Source organism: Marinomonas sp. CT5, assembly GCF_018336975.1.
Lineage (GTDB): Bacteria > Pseudomonadota > Gammaproteobacteria > Pseudomonadales > Marinomonadaceae > Marinomonas.
The window spans coordinates 4339660-4359729 of the sequence record NZ_CP025572.1; the positions used below are offsets into that span (position 1 = coordinate 4339660).

The 20070-nt window shown below is 46.5% G+C and carries 19 protein-coding genes; 1 reads left to right on the forward strand and 18 read right to left on the reverse strand.

Going from position 1 to position 20070, the window contains the following annotated elements:
* Positions 1 to 57: 57 nt before the first annotated feature.
* The 9 genes from C0J08_RS20625 to C0J08_RS20665 all read right to left on the reverse strand — a co-directional run bounded on the left by C0J08_RS20625 (position 58) and on the right by C0J08_RS20665 (position 8962).
* Positions 58 to 1011, reverse strand: a complete 954-nt coding sequence (locus tag C0J08_RS20625; RefSeq protein ID WP_212653767.1) for a sugar ABC transporter substrate-binding protein — start codon at positions 1009 to 1011, stop codon at positions 58 to 60.
* A 69-nt stretch (positions 1012 to 1080) separates the two neighbouring features.
* Positions 1081 to 1737: a class II aldolase/adducin family protein gene (locus tag C0J08_RS20630; protein ID WP_249344406.1), complete on the reverse strand. Its 657-nt coding sequence runs from the start codon at positions 1735 to 1737 to the stop codon at positions 1081 to 1083.
* Between the two features lie 14 nt (positions 1738 to 1751).
* Entirely contained in the window at positions 1752 to 2528 is a 777-nt protein-coding gene (locus C0J08_RS20635) for an SDR family NAD(P)-dependent oxidoreductase (RefSeq protein WP_212653768.1), read from the reverse strand.
* Positions 2529 to 2795: 267 nt separating this feature from the next.
* On the reverse strand, positions 2796 to 3653 hold the full coding sequence (locus C0J08_RS20640) for a GntR family transcriptional regulator (RefSeq protein ID WP_212653769.1): 858 nt from the start codon (positions 3651 to 3653) through the stop codon (positions 2796 to 2798).
* Positions 3654 to 3747: 94 nt separating this feature from the next.
* Positions 3748 to 4965 carry an MFS transporter gene (locus C0J08_RS20645; protein WP_212653770.1) on the reverse strand — a complete coding sequence of 406 codons (1218 nt, stop codon included), beginning with the start codon at positions 4963 to 4965 and terminating at the stop codon, positions 3748 to 3750.
* Positions 4966 to 4967: 2 nt separating this feature from the next.
* Complete coding sequence (locus C0J08_RS20650) at positions 4968 to 5417, reverse strand: MaoC family dehydratase (protein ID WP_012071839.1); 450 nt, start codon at positions 5415 to 5417, stop codon at positions 4968 to 4970.
* Positions 5407 to 5844 carry a Zn-ribbon domain-containing OB-fold protein gene (locus tag C0J08_RS20655; protein WP_212653771.1) on the reverse strand — a complete coding sequence of 146 codons (438 nt, stop codon included), beginning with the start codon at positions 5842 to 5844 and terminating at the stop codon, positions 5407 to 5409. Before C0J08_RS20655 ends, C0J08_RS20650 begins: the two co-directional genes overlap by 11 nt.
* Entirely contained in the window at positions 5841 to 7025 is a 1185-nt protein-coding gene (locus C0J08_RS20660) for a thiolase family protein (RefSeq protein WP_212653772.1), read from the reverse strand. Before C0J08_RS20660 ends, C0J08_RS20655 begins: the two co-directional genes overlap by 4 nt.
* Positions 7022 to 8962: an acetoacetate--CoA ligase gene (locus tag C0J08_RS20665; protein ID WP_212653773.1), complete on the reverse strand. Its 1941-nt coding sequence runs from the start codon at positions 8960 to 8962 to the stop codon at positions 7022 to 7024. Before C0J08_RS20665 ends, C0J08_RS20660 begins: the two co-directional genes overlap by 4 nt.
* 163 nt (positions 8963 to 9125) lie before the next feature.
* Here C0J08_RS20665 and C0J08_RS20670 point away from each other — a divergent pair, with 163 nt between their 5' ends.
* A complete protein-coding gene (locus tag C0J08_RS20670; RefSeq protein WP_212653774.1) occupies positions 9126 to 10301 on the forward strand; it encodes a thiolase family protein in 1176 nt (391 codons plus the stop codon).
* Positions 10302 to 10324: 23 nt separating this feature from the next.
* Here the strand turns inward: C0J08_RS20670 and C0J08_RS20675 are convergent, their stop codons facing one another.
* The 9 genes from C0J08_RS20675 to C0J08_RS20715 form a co-directional block, all read right to left on the reverse strand.
* On the reverse strand, positions 10325 to 10600 hold the full coding sequence (locus C0J08_RS20675; protein WP_110575042.1) for a hypothetical protein: 276 nt from the start codon (positions 10598 to 10600) through the stop codon (positions 10325 to 10327).
* A 102-nt stretch (positions 10601 to 10702) separates the two neighbouring features.
* Positions 10703 to 11254, reverse strand: a complete 552-nt coding sequence (locus C0J08_RS20680) for a mechanosensitive ion channel domain-containing protein (protein ID WP_212653775.1) — start codon at positions 11252 to 11254, stop codon at positions 10703 to 10705.
* A 21-nt stretch (positions 11255 to 11275) separates the two neighbouring features.
* On the reverse strand, positions 11276 to 12163 hold the full coding sequence (locus C0J08_RS20685; RefSeq protein ID WP_212653776.1) for an AEC family transporter: 888 nt from the start codon (positions 12161 to 12163) through the stop codon (positions 11276 to 11278).
* A gap of 68 nt (positions 12164 to 12231) precedes the next feature.
* The gene (locus C0J08_RS20690) at positions 12232 to 13209 is read right to left on the reverse strand and encodes a substrate-binding domain-containing protein (protein ID WP_212653777.1); all 978 of its coding nucleotides are present in this window, start codon (positions 13207 to 13209) and stop codon (positions 12232 to 12234) included.
* Between the two features lie 74 nt (positions 13210 to 13283).
* Entirely contained in the window at positions 13284 to 14081 is a 798-nt protein-coding gene (locus C0J08_RS20695) for an ATP-binding cassette domain-containing protein (protein ID WP_212653778.1), read from the reverse strand.
* Entirely contained in the window at positions 14081 to 15163 is a 1083-nt protein-coding gene (locus C0J08_RS20700) for an ABC transporter permease (RefSeq protein WP_212653779.1), read from the reverse strand. Before C0J08_RS20700 ends, C0J08_RS20695 begins: the two co-directional genes overlap by 1 nt.
* 111 nt (positions 15164 to 15274) lie before the next feature.
* Positions 15275 to 16306 carry a sugar ABC transporter substrate-binding protein gene (locus C0J08_RS20705; protein WP_212653780.1) on the reverse strand — a complete coding sequence of 344 codons (1032 nt, stop codon included), beginning with the start codon at positions 16304 to 16306 and terminating at the stop codon, positions 15275 to 15277.
* A gap of 153 nt (positions 16307 to 16459) precedes the next feature.
* Entirely contained in the window at positions 16460 to 18991 is a 2532-nt protein-coding gene (locus C0J08_RS20710) for a PAS-domain containing protein (protein ID WP_212653781.1), read from the reverse strand.
* Positions 18992 to 19726, reverse strand: a complete 735-nt coding sequence (locus C0J08_RS20715; protein ID WP_212653782.1) for a response regulator — start codon at positions 19724 to 19726, stop codon at positions 18992 to 18994.
* Between the last annotated feature and the right edge of the window lie 344 nt (positions 19727 to 20070).

A 20070-nucleotide genomic window follows, 5' to 3' on the forward strand; every position in this document is an offset into this window, starting at 1 on the left:
TCTACTGAATGCAGGCACGATTAACCGAACAATGATTCTGCTTCGAATTTATTCGAATCAGTTTTTACCGCTTTTATTAATCAACACAGCTGGCACCATAGTAAATGAAGGAACTTTTCCACCATTCAAATAGGTCGCAACGTTTTGGGCGGCTTGTTTACCAATTTCATAGGCTTGTTGAGCAACGACAGCACCTGCTTGTGAATTTGGGTCTAGGACCATTTCCACATATTCAGGACTGCCATCTACCCCATAGGTTTTCACATCTGTACGACCCGACGCTTCAATGGCTTGAGTCGCACCAATCATTGGCACATCCCAGCAGGCAACGACGGACTTCAAACCAGAATCTGGTCCATATTTCGTGAGCATATCTGTCATATCAGAATACGCTTGCTGAACTGTGTTAGGGATCACATCACGTAATTCGGGGTCAATGATTTCAATATCTGGGTACGACTCAAATACATAACGGACTTGATCGAGACGAATTTTACAAACAGGCACCGATGCAAACCCATTAAACATTACAACTTTGCCCTTGCCATCCATATCCTGCACCATTTGTAGAGCCAATTCAGCACCGATATTGTAGTTATTAGAGGTCGTATTATTGATCGCATAAGGGGTTGCCGTATCAACGGTAAATAAAGGAATGCCGGCTTTATTAATTCGTTTCAACCATGGGTTAAGAACTTTCAGATTACCTAATTGCTCAATAATGGCATCAGGCCGTTGTGCAATTAGCGTTTGAATTTGACTAATTTGAGTCTGATCATTACGACCAGCATCAAGAGCAATCACTTCTGCTCCTAATGCCTTTAACTCATCAACTTGCCCTTGATAGGCTTTTAGATCCCAATCATGGTCTGTGCCGATAACGGTTACGCCGACTGTCTTACCGGATAAAGGAAGTTTCTCAGCTGCAACACTGTAGGAACTTACTGCTACAGCCATGGTTAAAATTGAAGTCGTGATCATTGTGCGATTTTTGTTTTTATTTGATTGCATTTTGATATTCCTATGTTGTGAGTGAATGCTGATTCAGTACAAAAACTGACTCAGCCAATTTCATCATTTTCAATCAGCATGTCCGTAACCAGACATCCTATTGATAACATTCTGAATCTCTTCTTCTGATAACAAAGGGGGTTCGCCCATTGGCAAACAACCTAAATATTGTTTCGCAAGAGTTTCTACTTCTACAGCTAGCCACAGAGCTTTATCCAGTGACGCCGCCGTAGCAATCATTCCATGATGTGCAAGCAAGCAAGCAGAACGTCCTTCTAGCGCTTGCAATGCATTTTCCGATAATTGGCTGACCCCAAACGTTGCATAAGGTGCACAACGAATATTGTGACCACCACAAACAGCTACCATGTAATGGATAGGCGGTATTTCCTTTTCCATAATAGATAGAGTTGTACAAGCCGTAGGGTGTGCATGCACCACGGCATTGACTTCAGGCTTACGTCGCATAATTTCCATATGAAAATTCCACTCAGACGAAGGCGCTCTGTTGCCCACAATCTGCCCATCAAACCCCATCCAAACAATGTCTGCAGGAGTCATAGTCTTGTAGGGCATGGATGTCGGTGTAATAAGAATCCCCTCTCCGAAGCGCACAGAAATATTGCCCGATGTGCCTTGGTTAATGTGCAACGCATTCATTGAAATACAGGCATCAATGATGCTTTGGCGAATATCAATTTCCATTAATTCTGTTGAGTTGTTCATTGTGTCCCTCACGTCTAAAGACAGGTGTAACCACCGTCGATGGCAACGACGGAGCCTGTTAAATAAGTAGATGCATCAGATCCAAGAAATAGAATCATCGCAGCGATTTCTGAAGGCGAACCTAGTCGACCTAACGGCGTCATTTCTAGCCATTTGTTGAATAACTCCGGCTGTGCGCGCATCTCTAATGTCATATCTGTTGCAACATACCCCGGCGCCAGAGCATTTACTCTTACGCCTTGTTGTGCCCACTCAACCGCCAAAGCTTTGGTTAGCTGGTGCACGGCCGCTTTGGAAACCATGTAGCTTGAAGCAAACTGAGGTTGATTGATGACGTTGCCCGACATAGATCCTAAGTTGATAATCGATCCACCGCCTTGTTTCATCATCTGCGCGGCAAACGCTCGGCAAGCCCAGAAAGTGCCGTTGATGTTCACATCAAGCACTTTATTCCAGTCTTCAGAAGAAATGTCGGCCGCTGAATGCAACAAAGCGATTCCAGCAGAATTCACTAACACATCAATCTGTCCGAAAGTGCTCATCGCATTCTGAGCACAATCAACGATGGCCGCTTCATTCGTTGCGTCGACGGCATAAGTAGAAATGGTGATGAAGTATTGATTGAGAAGGGTCTCTTTTAGCAATTCCAACGAGGATTGATTGAGATCTATCAGCACCAGATTGGCACCGCAAGCAGCAAATGCCGTGGCAGATTCAAGCCCAATACCACTGGCTGCGCCTGTGATAACGACGACTTTTTTTGATAAATCAAAAATATCGGGATAGTTCATGTCGATCTCTTTTTTTATTTATTGTTATCAACTCGTCAGAACTAAGCGCCTGCTCATCCTGTAGAAATCACTATAGTGCATGAAATTCGACCATGTCAATCTGGTAATTACCAGAAATTGAATTATTTTTGGTCATTACCAGAAAAAAGTGATTTTTGAAGGTGTTTTTTATTTCATCAACGCAAAAAAAACCTTTGTTTTTTGATTAAAAAAACAAAGGTTTACTATGGGGTATAATGTATCAAAGGGCTTTAAAACCCACCTATTTTAATTGCTACCGGAATCTCCATTGCTAGTAGCGACATGAATTCGTGCAACCGCTGAATTATAGTAAGCACGATAAAATTCTAGCGGCATATCATTCGTATCATAGGCAATGGATTCGATTGCGATCACAGGCTGGTCACTGCTTAGGGCAAGTCGTTCACAGACTTCTACCGATGGCATCGCGGCGGTGAACCAACGCTCCGCTCGCTTTGCTACTAAGCCGTAACGGTCTTTTAGGAGCTGGAACATAGATTTATCTTCGATATCCAAGTGTTCAAAGTCTGGAACCTTATAACCTGGTAACGAAATAATGGTATGGGTAATGGGCGCGCCATCGGAGTAATAGATTCGCCCAATTCGGACGACAGTGCCGTCTTTTGAAAGGTTGAACACGCGTATCTCAGCGTCATCCGCTTTCACTCGACTGAACTCAAATGTTTTTGAGGTCACAGTGTAGCCGCGCGCTTCTAAATCAGCGTGCACTGACATGTTGGAGGTCAAGAAATCGGTTTCCATGCGAGGCTGAGCAACGAAGACTCCCGTTCTTGCAACCTTGTAAAGGAGCCCTTCCGTCGCCAGACTACCTAATGCCATACGCACGACCGAGCGAGACACTCCAAAAATTTCGCAGATGGTTTGTTCGGAGGGTAAGCGCATATCAGGCAGTAAAACCTGACAATGAATCTTGTCAGCTAGTGCATTTTTAAATTGCACCCAAAGCGGTGTATGGGACTTGCGGTCAAAAAACGCTTTGTCTTTAGCCATCTGGCGCAACGCTTTTGCTGCAGGGCTATTATTTTCATCATTCTTAGGGCGTCCCCTGCTTCGCTTATCCATTTCCACTGCATCGCCATTCATCGATCTTATGCCCTATAACATGTTGTGTTAAGTAGCATTATGCCTGTTTGTGACGGCCCAGTAAAAATATGCATTCTATTAAGACGTATTACATTTACTTCGCCCCTGCCGCAAGTCGTTCTGCATCAGGCAACCTGCGCAAAAGCGCCATTGCAACACTCCCTATAACAGGCCCCGGAACCAGTATCAAAAAGACCCACTGCCACCCGTCTAGCGCATTTGCCAACAGCGGCAATATTGAAATAGCAATCACGGTTAGAGCAAACCCTATGCCTAATTGTAGCGCCAATGCTGTGCCGACGAAGTCCTTATCCGCTAGCTCTGTCACCGCCGCAGAAAACTGCGCACTGTCGCCGATAATACTCATTCCCCAAATCACGGCCACACTCGCCAACAACCAACCCGGGCCATCAAATACGAACCCCATCAGCAATGCACAGCAGCCCGAAACCGACATCATCCCAATCGTGGTATAGCAGCGACCAAAGCGGTCAGACAGTACTCCACCTAAAATACACCCGACGCTGCCCGATGCCACGACGATAAAACAAAACATGGAGGGTGACCCAAAAGGGAAAGACTCCAAATGCAGCGACGCCGCGTTGGCATAGGCCAACAGCCATGCCCACATAGCATAGAGCTCCCACATGTGGCCAAAATACCCCATATTGACGAGGAACAATGGCTTCGATGTGAAGACCTTCAAACACTGTTTCGGATCAAACAGCGCCTTACCAAATGCATAAGGGCCTTCTTTTACCTTCCATGAAAACAAAACCGCCGCAAACAGTGATGTCGATGACGACACCAGGACCACCCATTGCCATTGAATATTGTCCGTGACGGCACGAAATAAATGAGGCGCAGACGAGCCAATCGTCAGCGCCCCAATCAGAAACCCCAACGCTAAACCTCTTCCCTTGGTAAACCACGTCGCCATCAGTTTCAGTGCGGCAGGGTAGACGCCCGCGAGACACATACCGGTTAGAAAACGCAATAAAATGGCGACTTCTACCGAGGGGGTTAGCAGTAGCAAACTGTTCGATATGGCAGCTAATAAGGCAGACAGCGCCATTAGTCGATTGAGGCGGATAATATCAGGCAGATTCACCAACGACGCAGACAAGGCACCAACGACAAAGCCCAGTTGTACTGCGTTGGTTAACCACGATGCAGCATTGTTAGATAAGTGCCACACCTTAATTAACTCAGGGATGATGGCCGTCGCTGAGAACCAAGTCGCCAATACGCCTACAACACCTAGGCAGATGACCATCAGGGCGGACCATCGGCCTGCGGGTTGGTCTAACATTATTAAAGATCCTTCAGTGGCATGGTATAAGTGGTAGCAGTACCTTCAATACACACGTCTCCGGTACTGTCGATAACCGTGGTCTTGAGTTGGCAAATTGGTTTATCGTCACGCACGCTGACCACTTCTACGCGCCCGGTAATGGTTTCATTAACACCAACGGCTTTTTTGAAATTCCATTGAACACCTAAAAACACAGTACCAGGCCCGGGCACACGTTCTGCAACGACCGCATTTAATATGCCAGAAGAAACTCCTCCTTGGACAATGATTTTGCCAAAAGGCGTCTTTTCCGCTAACGCTTTGTCATAGTGAACGGGATTATGATCCCCTGTCATTTGAGTAAATGCCGTTATATCCTCCGCACAAGTCGTGCGACTGATTTCCGCCACATCTCCCACAGCGGGCTGAGCGTGCATAGTATTCGTCCAAGCGTTATTTTTATTTGTCATGATGATTGTCCTCAGGGATGGTAAAAGCGGGCATTAGTTGTCCGCCGATATTGATGGTTTTAAAGCAAACCGCTCGCCCAACTTCTAGTTGCTCGGGCTCTAACAACAAAAGTGCCAACATACTAGGGCCTTCATCTAACTGAATAATGCCAACGGTATAAGGCGTCACAGCCGACCAACCAGGGTGACCAGGCTTCCATATAGTGGTGTGGGTTTTGATCGTCGCTTGTCCAGACACTTGACGCCACGTCAACTGATCGCTCCAACAAAAGGGGCATATTTCGCGCGGATAAAATACATACGACTGGCAACATTCACAGTATTGCGTATGCAGCTCACCGTTGGCGGCTGCTTGCCAAAACGGCTCTGTAAGCGGGATTTTAGTCGGGCCGGGGACTTTCAGCGGCGCAAAATCAAACGATTTCATTGGCCTTCTCCTAGATTGTCTAGTGCGACCTTTTCACTGGCGAGTACCAAAGCTACTGCTTCAGATAAGGTGGCTCCGTTTCCCGTCACAAGGGCATACTGTGCGGAGCGGATCTGACGGCCATGGGCTGTCTCTCTGAGCTGATGAACGGCCTCAACCACATGCGTCATTCCCCCGGCTAAATCAGGTTGCCCAAAGCCAAGTTGTCCGCCATGCGTATTCATAGGACAGCTACCATCGTAGCCAAAGGTATTGTGACGTAAGAAATCGCCAAATTTTCCGGGTGGACAAATACCACTGTCTTCCAGTGTCAGCGCCACCATAATCGTGTAGCAGTCATACAAAGACAGCAAATCCATATCCGTAACCGATGTATTCGATTGCTTAAACGCCTGCGCCATCGAAGGCTTTAGAGGGCCAGACGTTAGATCAGGCGCTTGAGATAATGCGCGATGTGTCACTTTCTCCCCCGCTCCCATTAAATAAGCGGCGGGTTTATTGAGCGCTTTGGCACGCTCGACAGACGTGACGATGACCGCTTCTGCCCCTGCGACTGGCATGACAATTTCGTACAAATGCAAAGGCTCTGCGATAAGGGGTGATTGCAAAACATCGCTCGCATCACATGGCTTACCGTTGAAAATGGCATGGGGATGATACTGCGCATTATGACGCGCCCATTGCGTAATCAGCGCAAAGTCCTCGTCCTTCGACTGAAAAGCGGTCATATGGGCTTGTTTAAGTTGCGCATACGTTGTGTTGGCGCCCGAGGCACCAAAGGGGACATCAAACTCACGAATCGGATTGCGATTTGGGCTTCGTGGAACCTCAGGATTACGATGATTTCCCAGCACACAGAGCACGGTATGACACATCCCTGCTTCGATAGCGGCGGCGGCACGCCATATCATCCCTGGGCCAGACGCACCGCCTAGATCCACGACATTCGCCATATTTGGTTGTAAGCCGAGGTATTCTGCCACAGTCGCGGGTACGTGCTGGGGAGTCTCGCCTACCTGAGGGCCGACCAGTAAGCCATCGATGTCAGACTTACGGATGCCCGCGTCTTTCAACGCGAGCGCTGATGCTTGGGCCAGCATCCCTAGCGTGCTCGCGCCGTTGGTCACTCGACAAGGTTTGAGTTCTCCTACACCAATAATAGCGGCCTTGGGCTGGCTCATAACGCACGCTCCTGAGCAAGGTTTCGATATTGCTCAAGGCATTGTGGGTTTTGTAACGAAGCCACGTTGTTCACCGGTTTGCCAAGTAATGATGACTGAGCTGCACCTTCAACACGCTTACCATTCAGGGTGTACGGCACATCGTCTACTAAATAGATCGCAGCGGGGACGTGTCGAGGTGAACAGGCCATTCTGATACTTTTACGTATCCGCTGAGCCAATCCATCATGAGCAGTCACGTCTTCTCTTAGCTGAATACACAAGACAATTTCTTCGTCTCCCGCAATCGGGCGACCAAAGACAACACAATCTTCGATCTCTTTGATACCTTCACAGGCATTATAGATATCAGCGGTGCCAATTCGGACCCCGCCGGGATTGAGTGTATTGTCGGAACGGCCGTAGATAACTGCGGTGCCATCACTGTTCATTTGAGCGTGGTCGCCATGCACCCAAATTTCATCCCTGTCTGAGAAATACGTTTTCTTGTACCGTGCGAAGCCATCCTCACCCCAAAACGAAAGAGGCATCGACGGGAAAGGCTCGGTACATACCAGATTGCCTTGTCTCCCCATAACAGGCGCCCCTCGATTATCCAGCACATTGATGGCCATCCCTAGAGCCTTAGCGGTTAAGGTCCCTTTTCGCAATGAGTGCCAAGGCGACCCCAGTAAGAAACAGCCCATCAATTCGGTACCGCCCGAAATAGACGAAAAACCAACCTGCTTTGAAATCGCTGAGTAGATCCAATCATATTGGCTCGGCGCAACTGGGCTGCCGGCCGATAAGAGCCAACGTAATGACGACAAATCATGGTGTTGCTGGGGTTCAAATTCGGCTTCAGCGAGCGTCCCCAGATACTTTGGAGAGATACCTAAATGAGTGAGCTGTTCTTGCTCGACAACTCGCCATAAAGGCGCGCAATCCAATCCGGCTTGTTGCTTTAAAATGGGAGCGCCGTCATATAAAACCAGTACTGCATCACAACCTAGCGCGGCTACAATCCAGTGATACATCATCCAAGCGGTGTTGGTGTACCACAGCACCCGATCTCCCTTACGCACATCATTATGCAGCAAATGCTCTTTTAATTGCTGCAGAAGTACTCCCCCAGTGCGATGAACAATCGCTTTGGGAACGCCCGTTGTACCCGAGGTATATAAGATATAAGCCGGATCATCGAAGCCGACACGCGTAAACTCTAGGTTTGCTTCATCTCCAAAATCAGACCAGTGCGTGACCTTATCTTGGGGTTCTAAACTGTGGGGCCCGACGATGACTAACTGCTCAACACTTTCTATGCGTTGTGCCAATAACAGTGCAGATTGTGAGATGTCATGCTGTTTGCCAGCGTATTGAAAAGTGGGCTCTACGAACAGGAGCTTGGGAGTAACCTGACCAATCCGATCTATAATGGCCTCTACCCCAAAATCTGGAGAGCACGAGGTCCATACGCCGCCGACAGCTAAGGTCGCCAAATGCGTCACCAAACAGGAGAATTTATTGGGCATCACGACCGCAACTCGGTCTCCTGGCTCAATCCCCGCTTGCCTTAAACCTTGAGCCACGCGTGCGACTTCTGCACGCACCTCATCCGCACTATAAACCTGCCGATCGCCAGATTCATTGGTTTCAATCACGCAAGGCGCGCTGCCCGTCTGTTTGAGTAAATTCTCCGCTAGATTTAACCGCGCAGAAGGAAAGAACTGTGATTCCGTCATCCAGTGCTCAGCGTTAGAGACAAATATATCGCTCCCTTTTTCGCCTATCACCCCTGCGAAATCCCACACTTGGGACCAGAAACCGTCTAGGTCGCTGATTGACCATCGATGCAACGCATCATAATCATGATTTGGTAAACCAACCTGATGAGCAAAACGTGTTAAAGCACAATCGTCTTTCATTGATTGCGTCGGTGACCACAATGACTGATTCACATTCCTTACCTCTTAACAGTGTGCCTAATTCGCACAATTTGTTTTTATTTTTGTATTTATCTAAGAATCAAGACTATTCTAAGTATACTCAGAAATCAATATTCTGGTTATACTTAGAATATCAAATCAATAGAACAACAAAAATGCTGAATAGGTTGATGCTATGAACGAGGTCTACATTGTTGCGGGGAAACGGTCGCCAATTGCCAAACTATCAGGAGGGTTAACTGATCTGAACGCCGCGGACATTGGCGCTCAAGTTATCGCTCATATGTTGCAGGAGTTAGACCTAGATCCAACGCACATAGATGAGGTTATTATTGGGCAAGTACTTACTGGCGGTGCGGGGCAGAATCCCGCAAGGCAAGCAGCATTACTCGCAGGGCTTGCGCCTAACGTTAGCGCCTTTACGGTGAACAAGGTCTGTGGGGGTGGGCAAAAATCTATTCACCTAGCGGCTCAAGCAATTAAAGCAGGCGATGCGAACCTGATTATTGCGGGCGGGCAAGACTCTATGAGCAATGCCCCTCAATTGATCATGTCCAATCAGATCGCAGCAAAACAACGCCCTCTCAAAATCCAAGACAGTATGATTATTGATGGCTTATGGGATGCGTTTCATAACCTTCACATGGGTGACACGGTCGAACATCTTATCGCCAGATGGCAAATATCGCGGGAAGAGCAGGATCGCTTCGCGCACCATTCACAGTTAAAAGCCGATGATGCCATACGATCCAATCGCTTTGATGCAGAACTGACCCCCATTAAACTCCCTTCTAAGCAAGGCGATATTTACTTCAGCAAGGATGAGCACCCTTACCTATCTTCATTAGAAAAACTGGCGCGACTTAAGCCGGCTTTTTGCGAAACGGGCACCATCACAGTAGGCAATGCATCCGGTCTAAACGACGGTGCTGCGGCCGTTCTCGTCGCAAGTGAACAGGCTTTATTAACAGCCAACTTGGACCCCGTTGTACGCATTGCTTCCTATGCGTCGTTTGCACTAGAGCCAATGAATATGGGACTTGGCCCAATCGGTGCTACCCAAAAAGCGCTGCATATAGCAGGCTGGGACATAGGTCAAATAGAACTAGCAGAGATCAATGAAGCCTTTGCTGGACAATCTATCATCGTCTTGAGAGAACTTGGCATTGACCCTGAAATCGTCAACGTTAACGGCGGCGCTATCGCCCTCGGTCATCCTTTAGCAGGATCGGGTTGTCGCATTGTTGTCTCACTGCTGCACGAGATGCAGCGCCGATCAGCCAAAAAGGGTGTGGCGACGTTATGCATTGGAGGCGGGATGGGCGTAGCGATCTGCCTAGAACGGTGCTGAAAGCCACATGATTAAACGACCAACTAGGTTCGTTTTACCCTAACAACTTTCATGATTTCAACCGGAATGCCGGCAACCATTTCTTGCGTGGGGTAGTAGGTTAAATTGACACGAGCACCACGTAATGTGCGGTATTTCCCCTGGCGTTTAAAGCGGAAAGGCACGTCGTAGCCTTCAATCATTAGGGTATGAAGAACCCAATCTTCTTGAGGTCGTTGGGCGTGAGATTTGACTTTAAGCGCATCAGAATGGATAAGCTCGTCATTGTTTTTTAATAAAGACTCAGGATCAGATTTCACTGGCAGCTTCTCTTCTTACTGATGAAAGCCTCTTAGTATGACACAAATACCAGCAATCTTAAAAAATTTGGTTATTTTTTGTTCAATTCAAAATAAACAAACTTAATCTGTCACCTTATCTGATGAGGGACTGGAAGGCGTAAATTGACTCATTGCCAGTGCGGCTTCTTTGTTCTCAAAACGCACCACGGCTTTTTGCAAAATCAAACTATTTGGATAAGTCACCACATCACCTGACAAACGATGAATAATCACGTGAAAAGACGATATCTCCATAATTTGCCCTAAAATCTCATCGTCTTTGTCGACAACCTTGACCCAATCACCAACACGATAAGGAAAACCAAAGAAGATAATCAAACTCGCCGTGATGTTACTTAAAATAGACCATTGAGCAAATAGAGCCACACCAACAACAGCAAACACAGAGGAAAAAAAGATCGCCAGCTGTCCGTAACCAACGCCTAACACTAAGCAAACCAGCAAAATAAAAAAAGCGGTCAAGCCAAGGTGAAGCATTTTCGAAACGTAGGTGATGCGCACTTCATTGGCAAGTTTCTTTTTCCCTAACAAAGCGATACTGGACTTTAAAACACGAGAAGCAATGGCGTAAGCAGCCACCAATAAAGCGATTAAAGCAATTTGTAACATCATGCTTGCTCTCCTAGTGTGGATTTATAAAACATAGAACAAAACACAAGGAATAATCCCAACACTCATCAAATTACTGATTAACACAATCGACGCCACTTTGTGAGGTTCCTGTTGATAAAGCTCGGCCACCATATAATTCAATACAGCAGGCGGCAAACAGGCAAAAATCAATAGATAACCGAAACTCTCTACCGACATTCCAACCACATAGTACCAAATAGACGCAATAATCAGACCACTCAATGGACACAGGAAGCCAGCGATGACACCAAGCTTCCACTCACTGAAGTCCACATTCGTCATGCGCACACCAAGCGCAAACAACATCAACGGAATGGCAATTTGTCCCATCATATCTACAGAGACTTTCACCGCGGGCATAACAGTCCAACCTTGCAGACTCCAGATTAGACCAAGAATCGTCGCGATAATCATTGGCATCTTCAGCACATTAAGCAGGTTGGTTTTGGGGTTAAGTAAATACATGCCAACAGTAAAATGCAGCAAGTTCTCGGTTAGGAACAACACCACAGCAATAGGCAAAGCCGGTTCACCAAACGCCAATACAATCAGCGGAATACCCAAGTTACCACTGTTATTGAACATCATGGGAGGAACCAATGTTTTAGGCGATATTTTCAACCACTTACACAGCGGCCAAATGAGTAATCCAGAGCCTAAAACGACAACCGTTGCCGCAACAATCAAATCAACATACTGAGCAATATGAAAATCTTTTGACGACATTACGGAGAAAATCAGCGCAGGACAAAACACACTGATATTAATACGATTCGCGACCGTCATGTCGGTAGGTCGAACTCGTGCATAAAAGAAAGCCACCAGCACTATGCTGGCCAGGGGGAAAACTGTATTAAAAATTTGTAAGAATAACGTCGAAGTGTCCATTAATAACCTCTATCCTGAAGGGCACTAGCTTAACGCCCTTGTATTCAAAGACCAAGATGGAATAGAGATTAGTTTTTCTCAATAAGCGTCGATGGAATCAAAATAAAACGCTGAGCAACGCTTTTACCTTTCAATAAATCCATTCCGATTTCGATGGCTTTTTCCGCCATAGGAATGGGCCGCTGAACAGCAGTAGCAATCCACGGATTATTATTTTGCTTAATGATTTTCGCAGCGAAAGGGGAGCCATCAATAGACGCCATCAAAAACTCACTGCGATTAGCTTGTTGAGCAGCACGCAACGCTCCCAATGCAGTTGGATCATTAATGGTAAACACCGCATCAATGTGATCGTACTCTTCCATCAAATACGTCATGGCTTCCATGCCACCTTCCACACTGCCTGTACCATTCATGCGATCGCTTAAAAGAGAGATATTTGGGTATTTGTGCAATGCGGATTTACAGCCCGCCACACGTTCTATGACAGAAGAGACTAGCACCCCGTTAATAATTACGAAGTTACCTTGGTAATTGATTTTCTCCGCCAATTTTTCACAGGCAATCGCACCAGCCTGAACGTTATCCGTCGTGATCGTGGCATCCGCGCCTTGGGCATTCACATCAACCGCAATTACCTTAATTCCCGCCCGCTGAGCTTTGGCGACAACGGCTGCCACCTTGTACTCATCCGCCGCGGTTAAAACAATCAGGTCAACTTTTTGCTTAATAAAATCATTAATTTGTCCTATCTGGCGCTGCCAATCATAGGCATCAGAACGAATCAACATTTTAACCGGTTCGCCCGCCAGTTCTTCTGCTTTGGCAGAAGCCGTCTCCACCAGCTGAACAAAGTAAGGATTACCCAAATCCGCAACACTAATACCAATTGACTTGAGAGGTTGAGGCTCTGAAGATTGCGATACCAAAGGGGAAAGAGAAACAGCAATGACCGAAACCGCCAACAGGCTAGGCATCACTCGGTACGACTTCCAAAGCTGTCGTGCTTTATCAAAAAGCGACGTAGATGGTTTGCTTGCGCTCATGGTATTTCCCCTGATGAAAGGCCGCTATTTTGCCCTACCTGATGACAGATAAAAATAGCGGTTTCACTTTTATCTTAGGCAGCGGCTTCCTCGGATTCACCGACGTCCATAGCGCCTGTCATAATGGCCACAGCGTCAGACATAGTATGAGACTGTGGAGTGACAATCGCCGCTCGCTTACCCAAGCGATGAATATGGATGCGGTCAGCCACTTCAAATACATGGGGCATATTGTGACTGATCAAGATGATAGGCAATCCACGGTCACGTACTTCTTTAATCAGATTCAAGACTCGGCGTGACTCTTTCACCCCAAGGGCGGCGGTAGGCTCATCCATAATAACCACCTTGCTGCCAAATAAAGCAGAGCGTGCAACCGCCACACCTTGACGTTGACCACCAGACAAAGATTCAACGGCTTGACTGATATTTTGAATCGTCATCAACCCAAGCTCGGCCATCTTATCGCGAGCACGGCGCTCCATTTCCTTTTTATCTAGCATGCGGAACACCTTGCCAAGAATCCCAGGCTTGAGTAATTCACGACCAAGGAACAAATTATCAGAAATGTTCAACGCTGGAGAAACCGCCAAATTCTGATAAACCGTTTCAATGCCTAATGCGCGGGCTTCCATTGGTGACGTAAAATGCACTGGCTTACCGTCTAACAAGATCTCGCCTTCATCAGGAATCAATGCGCCAGACAAGGCTTTGATCAATGAGGACTTACCTGCCCCGTTATCACCAATCACCGCTAAAATTTCACCTGGGTACAGCTCGAAATCCGCATGATCAATGGCTGTTACACTGCCATAGCGCTTTACCAAATTCTTGGTTTGTAACACAGGAGTCTTATCGTATTGAGCTACCATTATGCTGTTCCTCTTCGGATCCACTGATCGACACCAACGGCAACAATAATCAAAATACCGACGGTGAACTCTTGCCAAAGCACATCGACACCAGCGAGTGCCAAACCATTACGAAACACGCCAACCACTAAGGCGCCAATCAAGGTGCCATAAATCGACCCGCGACCACCAAACAAGCTGCAACCACCGATAACCACAGCGGTAATACTGTCTAAGTTTGTCGTGTAACCAGCCTGTGGACTGATAGAACCAATACGACCAATCAATACCCAAGCACCAATAGCACACACCACACCCGCTAAAATATACACAGACAGCAAGATACGGTCGGTACGGATACCCGCCAATTTCGCGGCCGCAGGATCATCACCTGTGGCATAAACGTGACGTCCCCACGGAGTCCAATTTAACGCATACCAAATCACAAAGAAGATCGCCAACATCAACAAAGAACCATAAGTTAATCTGGCACCAAATACGTTGATGGTTTCACCCAACCACTGCAACAAAGGCGCAGCAGCACTAATATCTTGAGAACGAATGGTTTCGCTCTTTGAGTACCACAAGTTCAAAGCAAAAAAGACGTTCCAGGAACCAAGAGTGGCAATAAATGGCGGCAGTTTCATACGCGTAATCAATAGGCCATTAATAAAGCCAGCCAGTGCACCAACACCAATACCAATCAACAAGGCAAGCCAAGCTTCGAAGCCATAATCCATCGCCATACGGCCCATGACCACGGACGCCAATACCATGATGGCACCGACGGACAAATCGATTCCCGCCGTTAGAATTATTAAGGTCTGAGCAACACCAATCACACCGATAATAGTGACTTGTTGCAGAATCAAAGACAGGTTAAATGGGTGCAGAAAGCGCCCACCCACTATCATGCTAAAACCAACGATCGCCAAAATTAAAACGATACTTGGAGCGGCAATCGGATAATGATGAAGAAACTTTTGGAAACGCTGCACAAGGGTTTCTTTACGCTCGAACTTGGCAACATAGGTACTGGCTTGATCCGCCACTTTATCGTGATCAAGCACCACTGTAGACGGTTTTGTGTTGGTAGAACTCATAGACAACTCCAGAGAGAAAGCATCGTGCTAGACAGAAAAAGTACCGTTAGCCAACGGTTTGGCTAACGGTAAATAAGGGCGCCTTCACACCCATCTATCACAATAGATTGATTAGCCCCAACACATGCTCAAGCCAGTTTTAGACGAAACCGATTGAACGCCTTTTACAGGTTCATCAGTAATTAACTGAACACCCGTGTCAAAGAAATCGAGACCGTTTGATGCCGAAGGACGTGAGCCAGATTTGGCGAACTCAACAATCGCGGTGACACCTTCAGAGGCCATTTTAAGAGGGAATTGCATAGAAGTAGCGCCGATCACGCCATCTTTGATATTGCGCACACCTGGACAACCGCCATCAACGGAAACAATCAATACGTCTTTCTCAAGCCCGAATGATTTCAATGCTTCATATGCACCGGCTGCGGCTGGTTCATTAATGGTGTACACCAAGTTCACTTCTGGGTCTTTTTGCAGTAGGTTTTCCATCGCACGACGGCCACCTTCTTCAGATCCTTGTGTCACATCGTTACCCACAATACGTGGATCCGTCTCATCACCCATACGCTTAGGATCTTTTAGATCGATACCAAAACCTTTCAAGAACCCTTGGTCACGAGCAACGTCTACGGTAATTTGGCTAGTACTTAAATCTAGCAGAGCAATTTTAGCGTCTTTGGCTTTATCGCCTAGTTTCGCTTTGGCCCACATACCAATCATTTCGCCAGCTTTAAAGTTGTCTGTTGCGAACGTCATATCAGCGGCACTAGCAGGACTTAGAGGCGTGTCTAACGCAATAACGAGCAAACCCGCATCACGTGCTTTTTGAATCGTCGGCACAATGCCCGCGGTATCACTTGGAGTAATAAGAATACCTTTAGCACCTGCGGCAATTAAGTTTTCCACCGCTTGCACTTGCGTTTCGTTATCGCCATCGTAACGGCCAGCAAACGTACGCAATTCAACACCAAGCTCTTTCGCTTTCTGTTGCGCGCCTTCTTTCATTTTGACGAAGAATGGATTGGTGTTGGTTTTGGTGATTAAACCAATGATTGGGGTATCGGCCATAGCCACGGTAGACAAGGTGCCAGCCGCTACTAGACAAGCCAATTTTTTATACGGGATACGATGCATGAATTTCATTATTTTTATAACTCCACTTTTTGTTTTTATTATTGGCAGCGATGCCATTCAAAACAGATCCAGCCCCGACTCTGCTTTGATAAAACACTATGAAGTGAAAAAACTAATGAATAATTTCATCATTTAATCTTTTTTTGTAATATTTGTAATATTTCAATTATCGACTTGAAATATTTGGCTCAACTCTTTGATCGTAAAGGGTTTTGATATGAAAAGATCATCGTCTTTTAATTGATATTTTTGCTTTAATTCGTCTTTTGGCAAGCCAGACATTAGCAATATTGGCCCAGTAAAACCGAATGGTTCCGATGCAAGACTGTGGGCCAGCTCCACACCACTCACCGATCCTGCTAGGTTAACATCTGAGACGATGGCATCCGGAACAATGGCTTTGTTCAAAGCCTTCATCACGGCTTCTGCACACTCAAAGGTTTGCACCATAAAGCCCATTTTTTCTAATTGTTCACGCATGACTCGGCATACTTCTTCGTCATCTTCCACGAGCCAAACAAGGCTAAATTCTGGCAACAAAATGCTATCTTGCTGGCTCGCTTTTTCATCCGCTCCTAGTGAACCTTCTTCCATTAGTGGATCTTGCTGTGTCATTTGCTGAGGCAAAAACAAACAAACACGAGTCCATTTGCCTTTTTCCGAAGTGACTTTAATTTCGCCACCACTTTGCTTCACAAAACCATAAATCATACTCAAGCCCAAACCACTGCCCTTGCCAACCGGCTTAGTGGTAAAGAAAGGCTCAAAAATGCGACCAATGACGTCCTCATCAATCCCTTCGCCCGAATCTTCCACTTTAATCCGTATGGCTGGCACATCACTGTCTGGCAAGGTACATAATTTGGTTGAGAAAAATAAACGCCCGCCATTAGGCATAGCACTGGCACTGTTCAACGATAAATTTAGCAAGGCATTCTCTAACTGCGAAGGGTCGATTAAGCTCACAACATTAGGGCATTGCAGGTCACTTTCGACAACAATATGCGAGCCCACACTGTATTCAACCAAATCCAACATGCCTTCAATCAAATCGTCGATAGCAATCGCCACAGGAAAGAGTTGCTGACGGCGACTAAAGGCCAACAGCCTCTGCACCAAATTGCTACTTTTCTCTGACACCACCAAGGCTCGCTCTATATATCGGGCTTGATCCTCGGTTTGTGGGCGTGAGTCTGACAGCATTTGCAGATTGCCCATAATGGCGGCCAGAAGATTATTAAAGTCATGGGCGACGCCGCCGGTCAGCTGTCCTAGCATTTCCATTTTTTGCGCTTGTCTCAGCTGGCTTTCGACACTCTTACGTTCCGTTAAATCCGTATACAAGGTCACAAAACCACCTTCCGGCATAGGCTTGGAACGAAACTCAACAATTTTGCCAGAATCAAAATGGCGCTCGAAACTTTGGAAACGCAAATGACGAGAGACGTTCACTTCTTCCATGTGAACTTGCTGATTTTCTAGGTTCAGGTTTTTATGCTGTCCTTGGTTAATCAGGTTTTGCACTTCATCAATGGGCATGCCCACCTGCAAATCATCATCCGATAAATCAAATAACTTCTGGTAACCCACATTCCAAGCAACCAAAGTTCCTTTAGCTGAAAATACACTCAACCCATCGTTCATATTATCAAAGATAGTTTCAAGCAAACGCTTTTGCTCCGACAATTCCGCCGTCACCTCTAAACGTCTTAGGGCATCGCGGCGAAAGACTTCGAAAGTGTCTGCCAAAGTACCTATTTCATCATTACGGTGTATGCCTGTGTGTTTTGAGTCAACGCGTCCCAAAGACAGCTGCTCCATGTCATTGGTAACCACACCTAAGTCTTTTGTCATGCGTTGGCTGTATAAATACAAGCGCGTTAAGCCCAATAACAAAAACACCGAGATACCGATAATCCAATTTTGACCTCGTGCGACAAACGAAGAAACCTCTTGCCGTTGGCGGCTTACTTTCTTCTGCAAGCCTCCGACAAAGTCGCTCACCTGTTTACTCAACTGTTCCGATTTGGCGCGAATCGAAATCAATAGATAATTTTTGCGCTCTTGAATCTGATTCAAGCGTCGATGCGCCTTCAGCAAATCATCGGCAATGCTCGCCACTTGCTCGTTTTGTTCTGACAGTTTTAAGCTTTCCAACATACTTTCAGGCACCAAACTTGGTGACTCAAGTAACTGTAGCAACCAAACCAGACCTTGCTGACTGTCGACACGGGCGGCACGATCATTAGGCGGCAATTGACGAATACGAAATTGCTGAGCCAAGCTGTCCTCACGCAAGTACAACTCTTCTCGCACCAAGGCCACCAGCTCTTCAAGGGTCTTTTGTAAATCATCCAATCGCTCGTCAATGTCCCGCTGAAAGACAGAATCCGTCAAACTGTCTGCCACACCACGCAATTCAAGAATGCGACGATGAATGCGTTCAGATTCGGTCTGCAATTGGAAAGGACGCCCAGAACCCGCAGTATAAGGTGCGATGGCCGCCAACTGGGCCACGCCTTCGGCTAAGGTTAGGGAAGTAGAAATTTCAGGTAGGGTTTCGGACTCAAATTCCGATAAAGAGGCTTCACTGACACGCATAGACTGCCAGCCAATACCGACCATAAAAAATGCCACCAAGCTAATCGCTAAAATCGCCAGAGAGGCTTTTTGTCGGATACTGGTAAAACGCATCTAGTTCATCCGCACTGGGCCTTGGAAAAAGTAACCAAGTCCGCGTTGGGTCTTAATAAATTCCGGTGTTTTCGGGTTTGACTCTATTTTGCGTCTCAGTCGTAGAATTAATACATCAACCGTGCGATCAAAGACTTCCGTCTCTAAACCTCGGCTTTGTTCAATTAATTGTTCGCGAGAGAAAATACGATCAGGGTGACGAGCGAGCACTTCCAATAGAGAAAACTCTCCCAGCGTTAAGGTAACCAATTTGCCATTGGGGTCATGCAGCAAACGGGCCGTCAAATCCAGCGTCCAACTACCAAATCTGAGGCAGTCATGATCTTGATTAATCGTGTTACTTGTTACGACCGGAGCGTGATAAGAACGACGCAACAATGCGTGAATTCGTGCCGTGAGTTCACGGAGATTGAACGGCTTCATCATGTAGTCATCGGCGGCTAACTCTAATCCTAGAATTCGATCTGTTTCATCTCCTTTGCCTGTTAACATCATGATGGGCATTACAAAGCGCTCACGCACTTCACGAGCAAGACTCAACCCATCTTCTTCACGAAGGTACAAATCCATCAGAATCAAATCCACAGGCTCAGCTTCAAGGTGGGACCACATCTGAGTGCTGTCTTCGGCTTCCAAAACCTTGTAGCCTTTTTGTGATAAGGCATCACAAAGCAGCTGACGAATGTCTTGATCATCATCGACTAACAATAAGGTTTTTTTCTGTTGTTCTGTCATTGTCTGAGCTGGAATCCATTATCGTTGTTATTAGGCGCACGCCAAGGGAAGGTGCGAATAAGTCTACTAAGCCTCAGTCTTTCAGAGAAATCGTCAAATAAGGCGCGACTCTGAAGGAATGTAGGTACCTTTCAAAGAGTCGCAACGACATGTGGCGTTTTCTCTGAAAGACCCGCAGGGCATGGCCTAAAAGCCTGTATTCTTTGTTGAGCACCTCGAAAATAGAACCACTATTCACATTCGCTACTCGCCTCGAATAACAGGCTTTTATCCACATGCTGAGACAAGAGGACTTGTTCGCACCTTCCCTAGAGAAGCGGCTATTATTGCGCTATTAATATCAT